This window comes from Candidatus Margulisiibacteriota bacterium, assembly GCA_041650855.1.
Classification (GTDB): domain Bacteria; phylum Margulisbacteria; class WOR-1; order O2-12-FULL-45-9; family XYB2-FULL-48-7; genus JALOPZ01.
Map to the genome: position 1 here is coordinate 77924 of JBAZKJ010000001.1, position 17249 is coordinate 95172.

The 17249-nt window shown below is 56.2% G+C and carries 17 protein-coding genes; 3 read left to right on the forward strand and 14 right to left on the reverse strand.

What is annotated here, in order from left to right:
* Nucleotides 1–38 precede the first annotated feature (38 nt).
* From WC529_00420 to ribF, 9 genes are all read right to left on the reverse strand, one after another.
* Nucleotides 39–599 (reverse strand): ComEA family DNA-binding protein, encoded by a 561-nt coding sequence (locus tag WC529_00420; GenBank protein MFA5112743.1) that lies wholly within the window; start codon nucleotides 597–599, stop codon nucleotides 39–41.
* A 58-nt stretch (nucleotides 600–657) separates the two neighbouring features.
* On the reverse strand, nucleotides 658–1287 hold the full coding sequence (locus WC529_00425) for a lytic transglycosylase domain-containing protein (GenBank protein MFA5112744.1): 630 nt from the start codon (nucleotides 1285–1287) through the stop codon (nucleotides 658–660).
* Complete coding sequence (gene purL / locus WC529_00430) at nucleotides 1287–3440, reverse strand: phosphoribosylformylglycinamidine synthase subunit PurL (protein MFA5112745.1); 2154 nt, start codon at nucleotides 3438–3440, stop codon at nucleotides 1287–1289. Before purL ends, WC529_00425 begins: the two co-directional genes overlap by 1 nt.
* Before the next feature lie 84 nt (nucleotides 3441–3524).
* The gene (locus tag WC529_00435; GenBank protein ID MFA5112746.1) at nucleotides 3525–4121 is read right to left on the reverse strand and encodes an AbiV family abortive infection protein; all 597 of its coding nucleotides are present in this window, start codon (nucleotides 4119–4121) and stop codon (nucleotides 3525–3527) included.
* A gap of 26 nt (nucleotides 4122–4147) precedes the next feature.
* Nucleotides 4148–4969 (reverse strand): hypothetical protein, encoded by an 822-nt coding sequence (locus WC529_00440; protein MFA5112747.1) that lies wholly within the window; start codon nucleotides 4967–4969, stop codon nucleotides 4148–4150.
* A gap of 44 nt (nucleotides 4970–5013) precedes the next feature.
* Nucleotides 5014–5526: a hypothetical protein gene (locus WC529_00445; GenBank protein ID MFA5112748.1), complete on the reverse strand. Its 513-nt coding sequence runs from the start codon at nucleotides 5524–5526 to the stop codon at nucleotides 5014–5016.
* Nucleotides 5527–5641: 115 nt separating this feature from the next.
* A complete protein-coding gene (locus WC529_00450) occupies nucleotides 5642–7759 on the reverse strand; it encodes a polyribonucleotide nucleotidyltransferase (GenBank protein ID MFA5112749.1) in 2118 nt (705 codons plus the stop codon).
* Nucleotides 7756–8022 (reverse strand): 30S ribosomal protein S15, encoded by a 267-nt coding sequence (gene rpsO / locus WC529_00455; protein ID MFA5112750.1) that lies wholly within the window; start codon nucleotides 8020–8022, stop codon nucleotides 7756–7758. Before rpsO ends, WC529_00450 begins: the two co-directional genes overlap by 4 nt.
* A gap of 15 nt (nucleotides 8023–8037) precedes the next feature.
* Nucleotides 8038–8904: a riboflavin biosynthesis protein RibF gene (gene ribF, locus WC529_00460; protein MFA5112751.1), complete on the reverse strand. Its 867-nt coding sequence runs from the start codon at nucleotides 8902–8904 to the stop codon at nucleotides 8038–8040.
* Nucleotides 8905–9013: 109 nt separating this feature from the next.
* Here ribF and WC529_00465 point away from each other — a divergent pair, with 109 nt between their 5' ends.
* From WC529_00465 to WC529_00475, 3 genes are read left to right on the forward strand one after another with little or no spacing between them, the layout of a single operon-like run.
* Entirely contained in the window at nucleotides 9014–10219 is a 1206-nt protein-coding gene (locus WC529_00465; GenBank protein MFA5112752.1) for a kelch repeat-containing protein, read from the forward strand.
* A 19-nt stretch (nucleotides 10220–10238) separates the two neighbouring features.
* Nucleotides 10239–11477: a hypothetical protein gene (locus tag WC529_00470; protein MFA5112753.1), complete on the forward strand. Its 1239-nt coding sequence runs from the start codon at nucleotides 10239–10241 to the stop codon at nucleotides 11475–11477.
* 16 nt (nucleotides 11478–11493) lie between these two features.
* Nucleotides 11494–12813, forward strand: a complete 1320-nt coding sequence (locus tag WC529_00475) for a hypothetical protein (protein MFA5112754.1) — start codon at nucleotides 11494–11496, stop codon at nucleotides 12811–12813.
* A gap of 17 nt (nucleotides 12814–12830) precedes the next feature.
* Here WC529_00475 and WC529_00480 read toward each other — a convergent pair whose 3' ends face one another.
* From WC529_00480 to WC529_00500, 5 genes are read right to left on the reverse strand one after another with little or no spacing between them, the layout of a single operon-like run.
* A complete protein-coding gene (locus WC529_00480; protein MFA5112755.1) occupies nucleotides 12831–13646 on the reverse strand; it encodes a DUF2837 family protein in 816 nt (271 codons plus the stop codon).
* A 7-nt stretch (nucleotides 13647–13653) separates the two neighbouring features.
* The gene (queC, locus tag WC529_00485; GenBank protein ID MFA5112756.1) at nucleotides 13654–14271 is read right to left on the reverse strand and encodes a 7-cyano-7-deazaguanine synthase QueC; all 618 of its coding nucleotides are present in this window, start codon (nucleotides 14269–14271) and stop codon (nucleotides 13654–13656) included.
* Nucleotides 14272–14283: 12 nt separating this feature from the next.
* Nucleotides 14284–15243, reverse strand: a complete 960-nt coding sequence (locus WC529_00490; protein ID MFA5112757.1) for a hypothetical protein — start codon at nucleotides 15241–15243, stop codon at nucleotides 14284–14286.
* A gap of 40 nt (nucleotides 15244–15283) precedes the next feature.
* Nucleotides 15284–15829, reverse strand: a complete 546-nt coding sequence (locus WC529_00495) for a hypothetical protein (protein ID MFA5112758.1) — start codon at nucleotides 15827–15829, stop codon at nucleotides 15284–15286.
* A gap of 40 nt (nucleotides 15830–15869) precedes the next feature.
* Nucleotides 15870–17147: an adenylosuccinate synthase gene (locus WC529_00500; GenBank protein ID MFA5112759.1), complete on the reverse strand. Its 1278-nt coding sequence runs from the start codon at nucleotides 17145–17147 to the stop codon at nucleotides 15870–15872.
* Nucleotides 17148–17249 lie beyond the last annotated feature (102 nt).

The following is a 17249-nucleotide window of genomic DNA, read 5'->3' on the forward strand; positions in this document are numbered from 1 at the left end:
ATTGTAATTATTGGAATCGGTCCGCCCACTAAGGCACCTCACAGCGTCAGTCTGTCTTTTATCTTCTCAAACTTAGCCTTGCCGAACCGGGGGACCTCCATGATCTGTTCCAAGCGGACAAAAGGCCCGTTCTTCTGCCGCAGCTCGACGATCTTTTCCGCGGTCGCCTTGCCGATCCCCGGCAGCGCGTCAAATTCTGCAACACCGGCAGTATTAATGCTTACCCTGGCAGACTGTTCGGTCGATTTGCCGGCTTTAACCGGCAGCCTGTCGGGAACAATGATCTTCTGGCCATCCTTGACCGCTTCCGCCAGGTTCAGGGCCGAAAGATCGGCGCCCGGTAACGCGCCGCCCGCCAGGGCAATGACCTCCAGCCAACGGCTCCCCGCCGCGACCCGAAAGACCCCCTGGCGCGCGACCGCCCCGCAAACGTGGACCATGATCCGGTCATTGCTCTCTCCCGTCGGCTGTTCGAGGTTTATTTCCCCGGTTTGGCCGGGGCTGAATTGGCGCACCGCCATCACTCCCAGGCCGACCACGACCGCAACAATTAAGCCGATCAGTAAAAGCTGCTGCTCTTTGGTCAGATCAAGGTTCACGCAAAGCCGATAGCAATCTTATTGCCACGCTGGAGCAGAGGGAAATAGTCAGCGGGGGCTACATTTTATAGTAGATCTTGTAGATATCTTCGACATACGAGCGGGTATGCGCGGAGATCGTCCCGTCGCGCTTGACCGCGTTCGGGCCGACCAGGTAGCCGGCTACCCCGGCCGAGACGTTGCCGCTGAACCGGTCGATCAGCGATTTCAGGTAGCGGACAGTCCCCCGGGCGTTCTGGTCGATATCGAACCCGTTCTCCACGCCCAGCCCCTTGGCGGTCGACGGCAGGAGCTGGCCCAGCCCCATCGCGCCGGACGACGACAGCGCCCGCGGGTTGAACTTCGACTCCCGGGCGATCAGCGCGGCAGCCAACTTGGGATTAAGGTCGTAGGTCTGCGCGTGTTTCATGATGCTACCGGTGATCTCCGCGGCCAGGTCGCTGGAGCGGTATTTCTGGATATAGGTCTTGATCGCGGTCGAGGTCTGGGCCGGGTCAACCGCGGCAAAGCCGGCGGGGGGCGGCGCAACAGCCACTCCCGTGTCGATCGCGCCGGCCGGGGCCGGAACGGTTGGCGCGGCAACCGGGAATTTCGGGGCCGGCGGCGGGGTGTAACCTTTATTGTTCCCCATGCCGGAAAAGATCGAAATGATGAAGATCAGGACGATCGCGCCGGTCGTCGCGTCCATCAGCGGCTCCTTAGCAGCTCGGGCAGAGCGTTAAAATACCTCTCTTGCAATTTCGTTACCGGCAGTTTGACCAGGGTCTTTTTGTCCCGCATGATCGTCAGCTCCTTGCCCCCCACTTTGCCGATGATCGAGCACGGCACCTGGTAAAGCATTGCCACGTCGGAGAGCGAAAAGATCTTGTCGGGAGCGATCGTCAGGATGATCCGGGACTGGGTTTCGCCAAATAAGAGTGAATTATTCCCCACCCTTAAGTGTGGGGAATTACCTGATAAATTAATGACGGCCCCTTTCCCGGCGTGGATGGCGCACTCCGCCAGGGCGACAGCCAAGCCCCCTTCGGAAAGGTCGTGGGCCGACTTGACCATGCCGATCTGGATCGCTTCCAGGCAGGCCAGCTGGACCCGCCGTTCCAGGTCAAGGTCAAGCTCCGGGATCTCCCCTTCTTCCCGGTTATGGCCGAGCAGGACAACGATATCGCCGTTATCCTTGAAGGGGACGGAGCACCGTTTTTCAATATCCTTGATGATGCCGACCATGCCGATCGTCGGCGTCGGCAGGATCGGCCCTTTCGGGCTTTCGTTATAGAGGGAGACGTTGCCGGAGACGACCGGCAGTTCCAGGAACCGGCAGGCGTCGGCGATCCCTTCAACGCAGCGCTTGAACTGGTAGAAGCGGTCCGGCTTCTCCGGGTTGCCGAAGTTGAGGCAATCGGTCACGGCGGCCGGTTCCGCCCCGGTCACGACCAGGTTGCGCGCCGCTTCCGCGACGGCGATCTGGGCGCCGGTGTACGGGTCGGCCAGACAATACCGGCCGTTACAATCGGTCGTCGCGGCTAAACCCCACGTTTTCCCTTTCAAACGGATGACCGACGCGTCGCCGCCCGGGTAAACCGTGGTGTTCGTCTGGACCATGTGGTCGTACTGCTCGTAAACCATCTTCTTGCTCGCGATATTCGGGTCCGATAATAGTTTGAGCAATTGGATATTGTGATTTTTGGCCCATTTTGTTTTGAAGTTTGAAGTTTGAGGTTTGGGTTTCCTGAAGGCCATATCATATATCGGGGCTTTAGCCAGTTCTTCCGTCGGTGCTTTAGCAATGACTTTCCCGTTTTGTTTGATGATCGCCTGTTTTTCGGCCAGGACCTTGCCGACGACGACCGCGTCGAGCCCCCACTTGTGGAAGACCTTGAGGACCTTATCTTCTTTCCCTTTCTCCACGCAGATCAACATCCGCTCCTGCGATTCGGACATCATGATCTCCCACGGTTCCATCCCCGTTTCGCGGAGCGGCACTTTGTCCAGGTCGATCTCAATGCCGACGTCGCCGGCCGCCGCCATTTCCGCTGACGAGCAGGTCAGCCCGGCAGCGCCCATGTCTTTAATGCCAACGACCACCCCGGTCTCCAGCGCTTCCAGCGTCGCCTCGATCAAACATTTCTCGGTGAACGGGTCGCCGACCTGGACAGTCGGCCGTTTTTCGATCTCCCCCGCCTCGAACTCGGAAGAAGCCAGGATCGAGCAGCCGCCGATCCCGTCGCGGCCGGTCTTGCTCCCGGCATAGATGATCGGGTTGCCGACGCCGCCGGCCCGCGCCCGGGCTATTTTGTCCTTGGGGCCGACGCCGATGCACATCACGTTGACCAGGCAGTTGCCGGCGTAGGCGTCGTCAAAGTAGATCTCGCCGCCAATCGTCGGCACGCCGACGCAGTTGCCGTAGAATTGGATCCCGTCGATGACGCCGTTGAAGATGTATTTATTCAATGGAGTATTAAGCTGACCGAAACGAAGCGAGTCAAAAAGGGCGACCGGCCGGGCTCCAGTGGTAAAAATGTCGCGGATAATGCCGCCGACCCCGGTCGCCGCCCCTTGTTTGGGCTCGACCTGGGAGGGATGGTTATGCGATTCCATCTTAAAGATGATCGCCGTGTCGTCGTACACGATCCCGCCGGCGTCTTCGCCGACGAGCGGCGAATATTTGCCGGTTTGCGGGAACAGTTTCAGCCATTTGCGGGACCGGGGATAGCCGCAATGCTCCGACCATTCGACGGAAAACATCGCCAGTTCGGTCGGGGTCGGTTCGCGCTTGAGGATGGAAAGAATACGCTGGTATTCCTGATCGTTGAGGCCTAGTTCGCGGTAGACTTTAGCTTCCATTACAACCTTATTTTATCATCTTAAAGAGAAGATGACAATTAATCGAGTAAATATGGTGCTCCTAACAATTTACGCATGTTCAAGCTAAACCCTTCGTCTTTGCAAACACAATTCAAATGCAAATAGTGCTTCATTGTATTTTTTTTCTGCCTTACGAATAGTTGCAGCAGTCGAAATACATTGGAAGCCATTATAACCAAGATCCTTAACCTCTCTTAAAAGATGGAGATTTACCTTTAATGCCCTCACAACCGCTTTTCTGCTCATATAACCTGGGGTCATTATCTTCTTTCTTTTTCTGTCATAATCCACATAAATAGCCCTCTGCTTTCTTCTGTCTATACTTTTCCTAAAAAACTTTTGATACTGCTTACGTATCCCTGAATGGAACTCGCATGCTGCCCAGCCCTGTTTGTTTTTATGAGAATAAAACATATCCCTGGAAAAAAGATGAATCAGGAATCCTCTCCTATCTTTGTTCAGAATAATATCGTCGCATATATGATCGACCATGTGTAACTTACCTATCTCCTCAATTGATATTAAAGACAAATAATAACTTGAAGGATAAGAAGCATGTTCGCACAAACAACAAGCATCTACAAACAGCCGAACTGCGTTCTCATAAACAGTTTCTTTAATTCTTGATAATGTCTTATTTTTTAGCATTATTAGTTTCACTCACATATACTTTCAATCCCATTCCCTTATGCCTTACCAATCACCCTCATATCCAGATCCCAAATCATTTTCACTTCTTTTGCCTTTCTAGTTTTAGTCTTCTCATCATAATGGAAATTGTCCAAGAAGGCTAAATAGTCCTTTTTAAGTATTTCGTAATCAAGAGAGTCGTCTGCTCTTTTACGGCCCGAAAGCCAGCACTTAAAGGTTTTTTGCCTCAACCTTACCTCAACGGACTTTACAAATTCAGTTATAAATACTCGCATATTATTTAATTCTTCTATGGTAATGACTGGGAATTCTCTAAACATATAAACAGCTGGAAAGACTTCTAATCCCTTAATATCCGGTCGTGTTTCCTGGTGCTTATGGACAATCCTATGGCGCAACGCTAATATATCTTCCATTCTCTTTTTGCTTTCTCCATCAAATATATCTTTATTTAATATTTTCCCATAGGCCTCATTTATCTCTTCAATATTTTGATAATTATACTGATTAGCGATAATGTCCCCTAAATACGGATTAATAACAGTGCCTCTTAATATTTCATTTTTATATAGGGTTGATATCTTTATTTGTTTATCATAAAACGCTTTATTATAATAAGGGAATTCATTTAGAATCGTTATGAATCTATGTTCAAGATAACCTTCAATAATAGAAACAAGCCTCACAATAACAAGCTGATAAAGTGTTTGCGTGCGAAGCTTAAGTTTTACATCGTTTTTTTCGTTTTTTGTTTGAAAATACGATACTAAATCAAACAAATCAGCTAATGATCCCACAAAATTATCGTAAGGCTTTCCAAATATCATTTTAAACCTCCCCCTCCACCACTCAGGCATCCTCATCCGTCAACCCATAAAGCTTATAAACTTGATAATTAATACTACAGCTCAATTTTTAATCCTTTTATGTGTTGTTTTAACCCATCAAGAGTTTCCGTTAGATAAGAAGCTACTAATTTTCTGTTTTCTGGGTCACTAACATCAAACTCCATTAACCAATGTTCAAACGGAGGATATATTATTTTCCCACCATTCCTATTGCGTTTTCTCCCCTCTTCTTTTGCTATGCTAAGATATTCACGTTTTTCATCAACATCAATGGGTCGAGCAAACGGCAAACTTGTTACTTCGGGGTGCGCCAACGCATCCCTACATCCCTTAATGTTTTTTCGATCAAAAGGTTCTTTATTGGCTTCGATAAGCACCTCATTAATTCTGTTGAAGACAACAAACAAAAATAGATATTGGGCCCAAAGCTCGTAGGACTGTTCGAGCTCTTTTAACTCTTCCCTTAATTGGTTTATCCTCGTTTCAACTTTTTCAGCGACAGAGAGAAGATTTTTTAGTTTTCGCTTTAATAATTTATTGGGCATTTTATTAATCTCCACTTCCACCAAGCCATATGGTAATTATACCTTAATTACGCTTATAATCGGGCAACGCGCTACAAGCAACAAAAAAGGCCGGGAATAAATTCCCGGCCTTTTGTTAATAAACTAAATAGACTGCTTAAATGGCCCGCTTTTTGTCTTCGTCGGTGACGCCCTTCATGGTCAGGTTGATGCGGCCCATGTCGTCGATCTCCGTCACCTTGACGATGACTTCCTGGCCCATCTTCACGGCGTCTTCCACCCGGGCGACCCGGCTGTTGGAGAGTTGGGAGATATGGATCAACCCGTCTTTGCCCCCCGGCAGGTCGACGAAAGCGCCGAAATTCATGATCCGGACGACTTCGCCCTTGAAAACGTCGTCGATCTTCGGGGTAAAGGTGATGGCGTCGATCCGCGCCTTGGCGACTTTGGCCGCTTCGGCGTCGGCGGTGGTGATCAGGACCGTTCCGTCGTCCTCGATATCGATCTGGACGCCGGTCTCTTCGGTGATCGAGCGGATCATCTTGCCGCCCGGGCCGATGACGGCGCCGATCTTGCTCGGGTCGATCTTAATGGTAATGACGCGCGGCGCGTACGGCGACAGCTCGGCCCGCGGCGCCTTGATCGTCTCATCGATCTTGTCGAGAATGAAGTTGCGGCCCTCTTTGGCCTGCTGCAGGGCGCGCTCGATGATCTCGAACGATAAACCTTTGATCTTGATGTCGACCTGGATGGCGGTGATCCCCTTGCGGGTCCCCGTCACCTTAAAGTCCATGTCGCCCAGGTGGTCTTCCACGCCCTGAATGTCGGTAATGGTGACCGCCTTGTCCCCTTCGGTGATCAGACCGATCGAAATACCGGCGACCGGCGCTTCGATCTTGACCCCGGCATCCATCAGCGCGAGGGTCGAGCCGCAGGTCGAGGCCATGGAGGTCGAACCGTTGCTCCCCAGCACTTCGGAAACCAGGCGGATGGTGTAAGGGAAAGTATCCTCGCCCGGAATGACCGGCAGGAGCGCTTTTTCCGCCAGGGCGCCGTGGCCGATCTCGCGCCGGCCAGCCCCACGGAGCGGGCGAACCTCGCCGACCGAATAGGCCGGGAAATTATAATGATGCATGTACCGTTTTTCGGTCTCTTCCAGATCCAGCCCTTCGAGCCGCTGCCCTTCCCCGGCCGAACCGAGGGTGACCACGGTCAGGACCTGGGTTTGCCCGCGGGAGAAGATGGCGGACCCGTGCGTCCGCGGCAGGACCCCCAGTTCACAGCTGAGCTGGCGCATATCCTTGGGCCCGCGGCCGTCGATTCGCTTGCCGTCCTTTAAGATCATCCGGCGCATCGCGTCGTATTCGATATCTTCGATCACTTTCTTGATGTCGCCCGGGTTCTTGGCAACCAGCTCCGCCAGGGGGGCGTTGCCCTGCGCGCTTTGCTTGATCTCTTCGATGATCTTCTTGATCTCCGCGCCCTGCTTGTCCTTGTCGGCGATCTTCAAGGCCGCTTCGATCTTGGCCGCCTTGTCGTGGACCAGCTTCTCGATCTGGGGGTCGATCTCGTGGCAAACCACGGCGATCTTCGGCTGTCCGGCCTGCTTGACCAGCTCCAGCTGCAGAGCGATCAATTGTTTGATCACGGCATGCCCGGCCTTAACGGCCGCCAGCATGTCGGCTTCGCTCACCTGGTCGGCGCCCGCCTCGATCATCGAGATCGAGTCGTTATTGCCGGCAATTACCAGGTCCAGGGAGGATTCTTTCATTTGGGTCGAGGTCGGGTTAACAATGAACTGGTCGCCGACCTTGGCTACGCGAACGCCGGCCAGCGGGCCGTCGAACGGTATTTCCGAGATCGAGAGGGCGGCCGAGGCGCCGATAATCGCCAGGATGTCCGGCGGATTCTCCTGGTCGACGGAGAGCGGGGTCACGACGATCTGGACGTCGTTGCGGAAACCTTCGGGGAACATCGGGCGGATCGGGCGGTCAATTTTACGGGCGGTCAGGATCGCCTTTTCGGACGGGCGCCCTTCCCGCTTGAAAAATCCGCCGGGTATGCGGCCGGCGGCGTACAGTTTTTCCTCAAAATCGACCAGCAGGGGAAAGAAATCGATCCCCTCGCGCGGGGTGGCAGCCATGGTGGCGGTCGCCAGGACCATCGTGTCGCCCAGGCGGACGATCACGGAGCCGCCCGCTTCGCGGGCTACCCGGCCGGTTTCCAGCGAGAGGACTTGCCCGTTGCCCAGGTCTTTTTCAACTTTTTTGATCATCGGAGTTCCAGCGCGGAAGTCAGTTCTTCGAACTTTTTCACGTCTGTCCTTTTTAAATAGTGGAGAAGCCGCTTGCGCTGGCCGACCATCATCAGCAGGCCGCGGCGGCTGTGGTTATCGTGGGAGTTCTTCTTCAGGTGGCCGACCAGCTGCTCGATCCGGCTGGTCAGGAGGGCGATCTGGACTTCTGTCGACCCGGTATCCCCAGTATGCTGTTCAAACTTCTTGATTATCTCACTCTTTTTATCTCTTTTTAATGGCATTATGGTCTGATTATATCACAGGCGGCGGGCGCGGGCAATATCTTTTTTGATCCGCTCGATCAGGTCGTTGACATCGGCGAACTGTTTTTCCGCCCGGAAACGGCTGGCCAGGTCCACCGCCAGCGTTTTTCCCCGTAAATTGCCGCGAAAACCGAGCAAATGGACCTCGACCTGCTTCGCCCCCCCGCCAAAAGTCGGCCGCGAACCGATATTGACCAGGCATTTGCGCCGGCCGACATGCCCAAAATAGACCCCTTCGGCAGGGACCAGCTTGCGCCGGTCAACTTTCAGGTTAGCCGTTGGGAATCCCAATTTAACCCCTACTCCCTTCCCCCTAACAACTTTCCCCGTGATCCGGTAGGGATGCCCCAGCAGCTTGATCGCCCGGTTGAACTCGCCGTTAGCGACTAATTCCCGGATCTTCCCCGATTTCGCCAGGTGGTGGCCGCGCTTGACCGGCGGGACAATAAAGACCGCAAAACCGTACCGGCGGCCCAGGCGCCGCAATTCAGCCACCCCCGCCCGGCGGCCGCGGCCGAAAGCGTAGTCGTAGCCGACCACGACCCCCCTGACCCCCAGCTTGCCGACCAGGTAACGTTCAATAAAAGCGCGCGAAGTCAGCCGTCGCAGCTGCGGCCGGAAGCGGAAGACGATAACGGCGTCGATCCCGAGCGAGCAGAATAGTTCTTCCCGCTCCTGCAGCGTAGTCAGCAGCTTTAAGCCCCGTTCCGGGGCGATAACTTCCTGCGGATGGGGATCAAAAGTGATGACCGCGGAGTGCGTGCCCAGCTTACCGGCTTCCTTGCCCGCGCGGAGCAGGACTTGACGGTGCCCCAGGTGAACGCCGTCAAAAGTCCCCAAAGCCACAACTGGCTTCCTCAACCTTGTTCTGACTGGATGCCTGATTATTTTCATTGTTGCCTGCTGTAACATTATATTATAAAGCGGAGCGATTGACCATGCCGGGAAAAAATGGTAAAATGGTTAGACAATGAACCGAACAAAGATCGTCTTTGGCCTCATTTTCATTGTCCTGCTCGCCGGCGCCGCTTTTCTCTCTTTCAGTTGCGCCGAATACCCGGTCATCGACACCACCACCATCCCGGTCTCAACGACCAGCACGATCGTGACCACCACGACCGGCGGCAGCGCTACCACCACGACCGGCACGCCGGCCACGACAACGACCACGGTCACGACAACAACCACCACCACGACCACGACCGTTCTCAATTTAACCTGGGTCCAGGCCACCGGCAGCGCCGCTTTCCCGCCGGTCAAGGATTTCGCCGGCATCATCTATCCCGCCCCGCCGCCCCCCGGCGGCGACCCGGCCCTCTTTATCTTCGGCGGCACTACGGACCTCGATCTTGTAACCAACGAGGTCTGGTATTCCACCGACGGCGCCACCTGGAACAGCGTCGGGCTGATGGACGTCGCCTACCGCCGGCAGCATACCGGCCTGGTCTATAACGGCAAGATCTGGATCATCGGCGGGAAAGGACAAAGCGGCCTGACCAACGAAGTCGGCAACATATCGTATACCGCTCCGGCGTCCAGCGCGCTCGGCAGCTTCACCCCCCGCAAGTATCACGCCAGCGTCGTTTTCGCTAATAAAATGTGGGTGATCGGCGGGGTCATTAACGATTCTTCGCCCGACGTCTCGACCAACGACGCCTGGTCATCGACCGACGGCACTACCTGGACGAACGAAACTCTCACCCCGTTCTTCCCGCCCCGCTCCAATTTCGCCGCGTTCGTTTTTAACGGTAAGATCTGGGTGATCGGTGGGCTCTATGCCGACCAGGCAAGCGCCTACCATGTCCTGAACGACGTCTGGAGCACAGCCGACGGCCAGCATTGGATCCGCGAAGGGGATATTTCCGCCCAGGCGCCGGTCTACGTTACCAGTCCGGAAGCACGCGCTTTCCTGCAGGGGATCACTTTTGAAGCAGCCGGCACCGGCTACATGGCCTTGACCGGAGGCGCCACTATTGTTGGCGGTTCCACTACTTACTATTACGACGGGGTCCGTTATTCCGTCAACGGCACCCGCTGGATCTCGGCCGAAGCCGGCGCCACTTACCCGGCGCGCATCAACCACGTCTCGCTGGTCAATGACGGCAAGATCTGGGTGATCGGCGGTTCGGACGGTTCCAGCAAATTGAACGACGTCTGGTACGCGCCGATCCCGTAATATTATGGAGGAAAAAAACATGAAACCACGCTCCGTTATTTTGCTCGGCTTGTCGGTCGCCCTGCTCGTTGGTGCCTTGTCTTTCTTCTTCCTCGGCTGCGGCGGCGGAGGGGGGAGCGAAGTCCCGACCACCACCGTGACCCCAGTCACGACAACTATCCCTTCGGGCCCGACCACGACCGGCGCTCCCGCTTCGACCACCACGACCGGCGCGGCGGCAACAACGACCACAATCATTGCCACGACTACGACAACAACTACCACTTCCCTCCCCGATTTCGCCTGGACGCAGGCGACTGGGAACGCTTTCCCTAAAGGCGTTTCCCAGCACACCAGCGTCGTTTTTGACGGCAAGATGTGGGTGATCGGCGGCCGCAACGCCGTCTACGGCCAGGGGACCAGCGAAGTCTGGTCGTCGACCGACGGCGCAACCTGGGCGTCCGAAAGCGTTGGCTCGCTGCCGTTCCTCCGCCAGCATTCCAGCGTCGTTTACACCACCGGCGTCGTCCCCAAGATCTGGGTGATCGGCGGACAGAACAACGGCATCGTCACTTCCGAGATCTGGAACAGCAGCGACGGCGTCACCTGGAACGATATGGGGCAGGCGAACTTCACGCCCCGGATCCAGCACTCCAGTATCGTTTTTGACGGCAAGATCTGGGCGATCGGCGGTAACGTCAAAGGCGTAACGGACAGCGATGTCCCCACCAATGAAGTCTGGTCCTCAACGGACGGAAAAGCCTGGACCGAAGTCGCGCGAAGCGGCGGCACTCCCTTTTTCCCGCCGCGCATCGGTCATATCACCCTGTCGCATAACGGCAAGCTCTGGGTGATCGGCGGCGCTTACAACGATATCGCGGGCGGGAAAATGTATCTGCTCAACGACGTCTGGTCCTCGGTCAACGGCAGCACCTGGACCAGGGAGGGAGTCCTCTCCTCTTTTGCCGCAGTGACACCGGTCTTTAGCGCTGAAGCCCGGGGATTAGGGAACGGCGGAACATTGTCGGTGGACGGGACACCTTACATGTTCATCTTCAGCGGCATCTCGTCGATCGACGCCTCTAACCGGTACGTTTATGACGACGATCTCCGTTATTCGCAGAGCGGGACCGGCTGGCCGACCGCGACGACCAGCACTAAGTACACCGGACGCGCCGCCGCCACCTCGCTGGTTTACAACAACAAGCTCTGGCTGATCGGCGGCTGGAACTTGACCAACACTTATTATAACGACGTCTGGCATACTACCAATCCCTAAAATGAAGGAGCAGAAAATGGCACGACGCTCAATATTCCTGCTCGGGTTATCGGCTATTTTGGTCGTCGGCGCTCTTTCCTTCCTCTTCCTCGGCTGCGGCGGCGGAGGGGGCGGCAGCGTGCCGACGACCACGACGCTGACACCGGCCACGACCACTACCGGAGTGCCCTCTTCGACCACCACCACCGGGACCCCAGCCACTACCACGACCGGCACGCCGGCAACCACTACCACTACAGCCGCGCCGACAACGACCACCACTACGACGACCACCACAACCACGACGACCACTTTCCCACTGACCTGGTCGTTCACTACGATCGCCAACCAGGATGTCGGACAGGGGGTCGGGCTGGCGCTGGCCACCGACAATAAACCGCACTTATTCTGGGCGCTCAACAACGAGACCACGGGAGCGGCGGCGATCAAACACTCATATTTAAGCGCCATCGGCAATTGGGTCGCGGAAACGCTCGCCACTCTCCCGGACCATTCCCAGCCGCAATGCGCCAACGGCGCCGTCAGCGGGGCCGGCGATCTTTATTGCGCCTTCACCTCTACCGCCTCCCGGGCTGTCCAGGTTATGAACAAACCTTCCGGCAGCAGCTGGTCGCTGATCACCCCCGATGCCTCGACCCAGGTCGCCATCTACGATCTGACGCTCGATTCGGCCAACGAACTGCACCTGGTCGGCCTAAATAACAGCGGCACCAGCGCCCTTTATTACCTGACGAATATGGGGGGCTGGGGTTACGGGGATATCACCGGTACGTCCGGTCTTTATCCGAACCCGGCCAGCATCGTAGTTAAAAGCGGCGGGGATCGGCATATGGTCTATTCCAGTTATAATGCGTCCCCTCGCGGGGTCTATCATGTCTACAGCGATGGCGGTTGGCAGACGGAACAACTGGCAACGGTCGACACTCAAAATAACGATGCGAGCCTGGCGATCGATCCGACAACCGATAAACTCCATGTTGCTTACCAGGGAGTGACTTACAACGGCGATCTCTATTACATCTCCGGAGAAAGCGGCGCCTGGTCAACTCCCCGGCTGATCAAGGCCGATTCGGGGTACAAGAACATGATCGCGGTCGGCGGCAACGGCCTAGTGCACGTCGCCCACATCAGCGCTGATTACAGCTCGCTGTATTATTCGACCAACGCTCACGGCAGCTGGACGACCTACACCGTTTCCCAGGAAAGCGGCAACATCAATACCGTCGCGATCGCCCTGGGCACCGACAATGTGCCGTACATCGCCTATCAGGTCAATTCCAGCAGCAGCTACCCTTATACCGGCATGTTAAAATACGTCACTCTGGCCACCGATTAAAAGAGGCAAGCAGCCGATTAGCGGAAAAAACCTTTTACCAGCAGGGTAGCGTTGCGGATATACTCGGCCGCCGGCAAAAAGAGCAGCTGTGAAAGCAGCAGTGTCCCCACTACCCTCCCCAAAATGATATAGAAAACCATCGCCCGCACGTCCGACTCTTTTCTCTTCCCCCGGACGGCCTGATCGGTAATATAGGCGCAGGTCGGGTCGACCAGGGTGACCAGCAGGATCGTGGCGATGCCGTTGACGATCGCGGAGAGCTGCGACGCGGTGATGCGAAACTCCGGCACCAGCGCCCCCGCGTAGAGCGACGACAAGACGCCGATCGCGTAGACCGAGACGACGATCAGGTTCGTCCAGAGAAAGCCCTTGGGCATATCCTGGAGCGATAAATTGATGAACGATGCCCTGGTCGGCAGGCGGAAGCGCCGGCCGATCGCCAGCAGGTTTTTCGGGCGGAAAGCAGCAACGATCAGGACCGGGACCGAACCGACCTTTTCAAAGCGGAAGATCGCCTTGGTGAAGACGGCGACGAAGAACGGGGTGCAGATCGCGCCCAGCAGGTTGCCGATAAAAGCGGCAAAAATAACATTACGGAACCCGGTGACCAGCATGGTCGGATCGCCTTGCATGATCGCGTGGTCGACCAGGCCGCCGATCAACGGCGCCTGGAGCATGTTGGAGGTGCGGGTGATCAGCAGCGTCGCGTTGACGAACGAGAGCGAGGTGGCGATCTGCCGGGTCCTGACCCCGGCCAGCCGGAGCGACGAGGCGGCCGTTTCGGTGAAATGGATGATGCCGGTCAGGACGCAAACGATCAAGAGCGGATTCATGGGGGAATTATAGCATAAAGCCGCGGGCCCGGAGCCGGCAGCTGTCACAAACGCCGCACGGTTTAGCGCCGCCCTGGTAGCATGACCAGGTAAGGTCAAGCGGGGCTTTCAGCTTCCGGCCCAGGGTGACGATCTGCTTTTTGGTCAATTTAAGCAGCGGGGTAACGATCTTGATCTTTTTAGCCTTGGTCCCCTGCTCCGCCACTTTCCGGAAAGCCCGGTAAAAGGCCGGCCGGCAATCCGGATAGCCGGAGAAATCAACGGCGTTGGCGCCGATAAAGATCGCTTTCGCCCCGATCGCCTCGGCATAAGAAAGCGCAAAGCTCAGGAAAATCGTGTTCCGGGCCGGAACGTAGGTAGAAGGGATGCCTTTTAGCTTGCGGTTAGCCGGGATATTTTTCTTCTTATCAAGGAGAGAACTCCCTTTCCAAGGGAGCTTGATCTGTAATACCTGATGCTTAACGCCGGCGCACTTCGCTACCGCCATCGCGCTCCGCAGCTCGCGGCGGTGCCTTTGCCCGTAATCAAAGATCAGGGCAAAGCACTGATAACCTTTGCTTTTGGCATAGTAGAGGGTCGTGGTAGAATCGAGGCCTCCGGAGAGGAGGACTACCGCTTTGGCCATACGGCCATTCTATCAGTCGTACTCCCGGCCGTCAAAGATCTCGTCGCGAAAAACGGAGTAAATATAATCCCAGGCTTTTCTCTCCCTGCTCCCGAGAGCGCAAGCGTCGATTTTCGCCCGGAGCTGCGGGCCGGCACAGACATAGAGCAAATGCATCTCGGCCAGGAACTCATTGAAGAAAAGCTGATACTCCCGGCGGTATTCCGGGCCGCCCATGATATCCAAACCGATCAGGTCGTGCTTGATCCGGCGGTGGGCCGACGCCAGCCTGACCAAGGTTAGAGGATCAAGGCTATTCTCGGTGCTGTGGCCGATCTCGTGGATGATCTTGGCGATCAGCTCGCGGCGCGACCCTTGCAGCGCGCCGGCATAGAGATAAACGGCATGGTTGTCGTACGCGCTGGCCAGGGCGGCTCCAACCCGGCCAGTGCCGATCTTGAGCTCGTGCAAGTCTTCGTTCCGCAATAATTTATCCGGCAGGATATTCAGGACCTCGTCAATGATCCGCCAGGCCTCGCCGTTCTGGACCAGCCCGGTTAACGGATCGCAATAACCTGCTCCGAACTGATTTTCCAGGACTATGCCGAGGGACTTTAGCCGGTCGCCGACCGACCTCATGTGCCGCATCGTCTCTTCCTTGGCAAGGTCGCCAAGCCCCTCGGCGGCGCGCCACTCCCGGTAGATCTCGTAAAGTGCCCGGTCGCATGGCGTCCCGTCGATCGTCATTGCGCCCGACGGTAATCTAATAAAAAAGTAGCGGCCGGGAAGAGGGAAATCCTTATTGACCGATCCGCCCTGCTCGAAGGCGGAACGGAGCACCGGGGACAAATTGGCAACCTGGTTCTTCGGCTGCCTGAGCGCGGCGATCTCCGGCGGCAGCCGGTAGTAACCCTGACGATAGCGGGTCGGAGCAACCGCTACCGAGGCTAAATGGAAAAGAGGCAATGTAATGGTCGGTCTAATGGCGCTCATGGCATCTCTATTATATTATCGGCAAAAAGCGGAGGATATTTCAGATCTTTATGCGGAAAATAACCCCGGCGTATTCGCACTGGTCGTTCAAGGCCTGCAAATGATCGGGGCTGAGAGTTTCCCCCTGGTTACGAAGCGCTTCTGCGATCCGTAAATTAATGAATAAGCCGGCATATTTCCGCAGCGTCCTGTATTCCCCGTCGCTGGCCAGTCCAAGCTTTTCCGCGGCTTTGCGGTTCAACGTCGGCAGCAATTCCGTGGTCGGATGCCAGCGCCGGTCGAGCCGGGGCTTATAGTGGTAAAAATCGATCTTGGCGTTCTCAACCTGCATCCCCCGCTCGAGCGCTTTCTGATAGGTGAAAGTCAGCAAGTCATCCAATCGGGCAATTTCATAGGAGATCACGAGCGCCGAGCGTGTTTTAACAATCGCGAAAATATTCTCCAGGGCCGTATCCCACTCCCCGTAGGTCAACGGCCCGATCTTAAGCCCCCGGGGCCACGGTTTTCCCGCGTCCAGCCGCATGACCTTACCGGTCAGGCGGGCGGCATAGTATTTAATGCGATCTTTTACGGCGCTAATGCCCATTTGGTTATATATCGGTAAAAAGCGGGGAAAATTGCAGGTTTTACAGTTTAATGATCTGGCCGCGCTCGGCCCCGACCGAGATCAGCGAAACTTTGGCCTCGGACAACTCGGACAATTTATCAAGGTATTTCTTCGCGTTGGCCGGCAGCTGGGCAAAATCGGTGATCTTGGTGATATCCTGTTTCCAGCCCGGCAGTGTTTCGTAAACGGGGCGGCATTTCTCCAGCCGCCGGATGTCGGTCGGAAAGTCCCGGACCTTTTTGCCGTCGCACTCGTAGGCGACGCAAACGTCGATCTTTTCCAGCGCATCGAGCACGTCGAGCTTGGTAATGGCCAGCTGGGTAATGCCGTTCACCTTAGCCGCGTGGCGCATGACGACGCCGTCGAACCAGCCGCAGCGCCGCGGCCGGCCGGTCGTCGTCCCGTATTCCCCGCCCCGTTCGCGCAACTGGTCCCCCATCCCCCCCTCGATCTCGGTCGGGAACGGACCGCCGCCAACCCGGGTAAAGTATGCTTTGGCAACACCGATCACTTCGTCGATCTCCACCGGGCCGAAACCGGCGCCGCTGCAGGCGCCGCCGGCGATCGGGTTGGACGAAGTGACGTACGGATAAGTGCCGTGGTCGACGTCGAGCATCGTCCCCTGCGCCCCTTCCATCAATATCCGTTTGTTCCGGTCGATCGCTTCGCCGATCACCACCGTCGATTCCTCCACGACCAGTTCCCGGAACTGCTCGTAGAGGGCGAAATAGTCCTTGATGATCTGGTCGGCGTTGTAATCGACCTTATAATCGTAAAAGTTGTTCAGGAGGAACGATTTTTCCTTGATGTTCCATTCCAGCTTCTGGCGCAGGACGTCGGGGTTCTGGAAATCCCAGACCCGAATGCCGCGCCGGTTGAACTTGTCGACGTAACAGGGGCCGATCCCCCGGTTGGTCGTGCCGATCCGGCCGGCCTCGTGCTTCTGCTCCTGGGCGGCGTCCAGGTCACGGTGGTACGGAAAAATAACGTGGGCCTGGGAAGAGACCTTGAGGTTGCCGCAGGCGAAACCGCGGTTGCGCAGCCCGGCGACCTCCTGGACCAGCACGGCCGGGTCGATCACCACGCCGTTGCCGATCACGCAAGTAACCCCCGGGTAAAAGATCCCCGAGGGGATCAGGTGGAGCTTAAAGGTCTCGTCCTTGATCACGACCGTATGGCCGGCGTTGTTCCCCCCCTGATAGCGGACGACCATGTCCATGTCGCGGGCCAGAAGATCGGTGATCTTCCCCTTTCCTTCATCGCCCCATTGAGTACCGACAATAACTGTAACTGTCATATTTATCCGCCTGCGGCGGGTCACAAAAAGACCCCGCGTTAAGCAGGGCTCGTTTATTTTATCACATCATCTCCAAGTTGCAAGTGCCGGGCGTAATTGCTA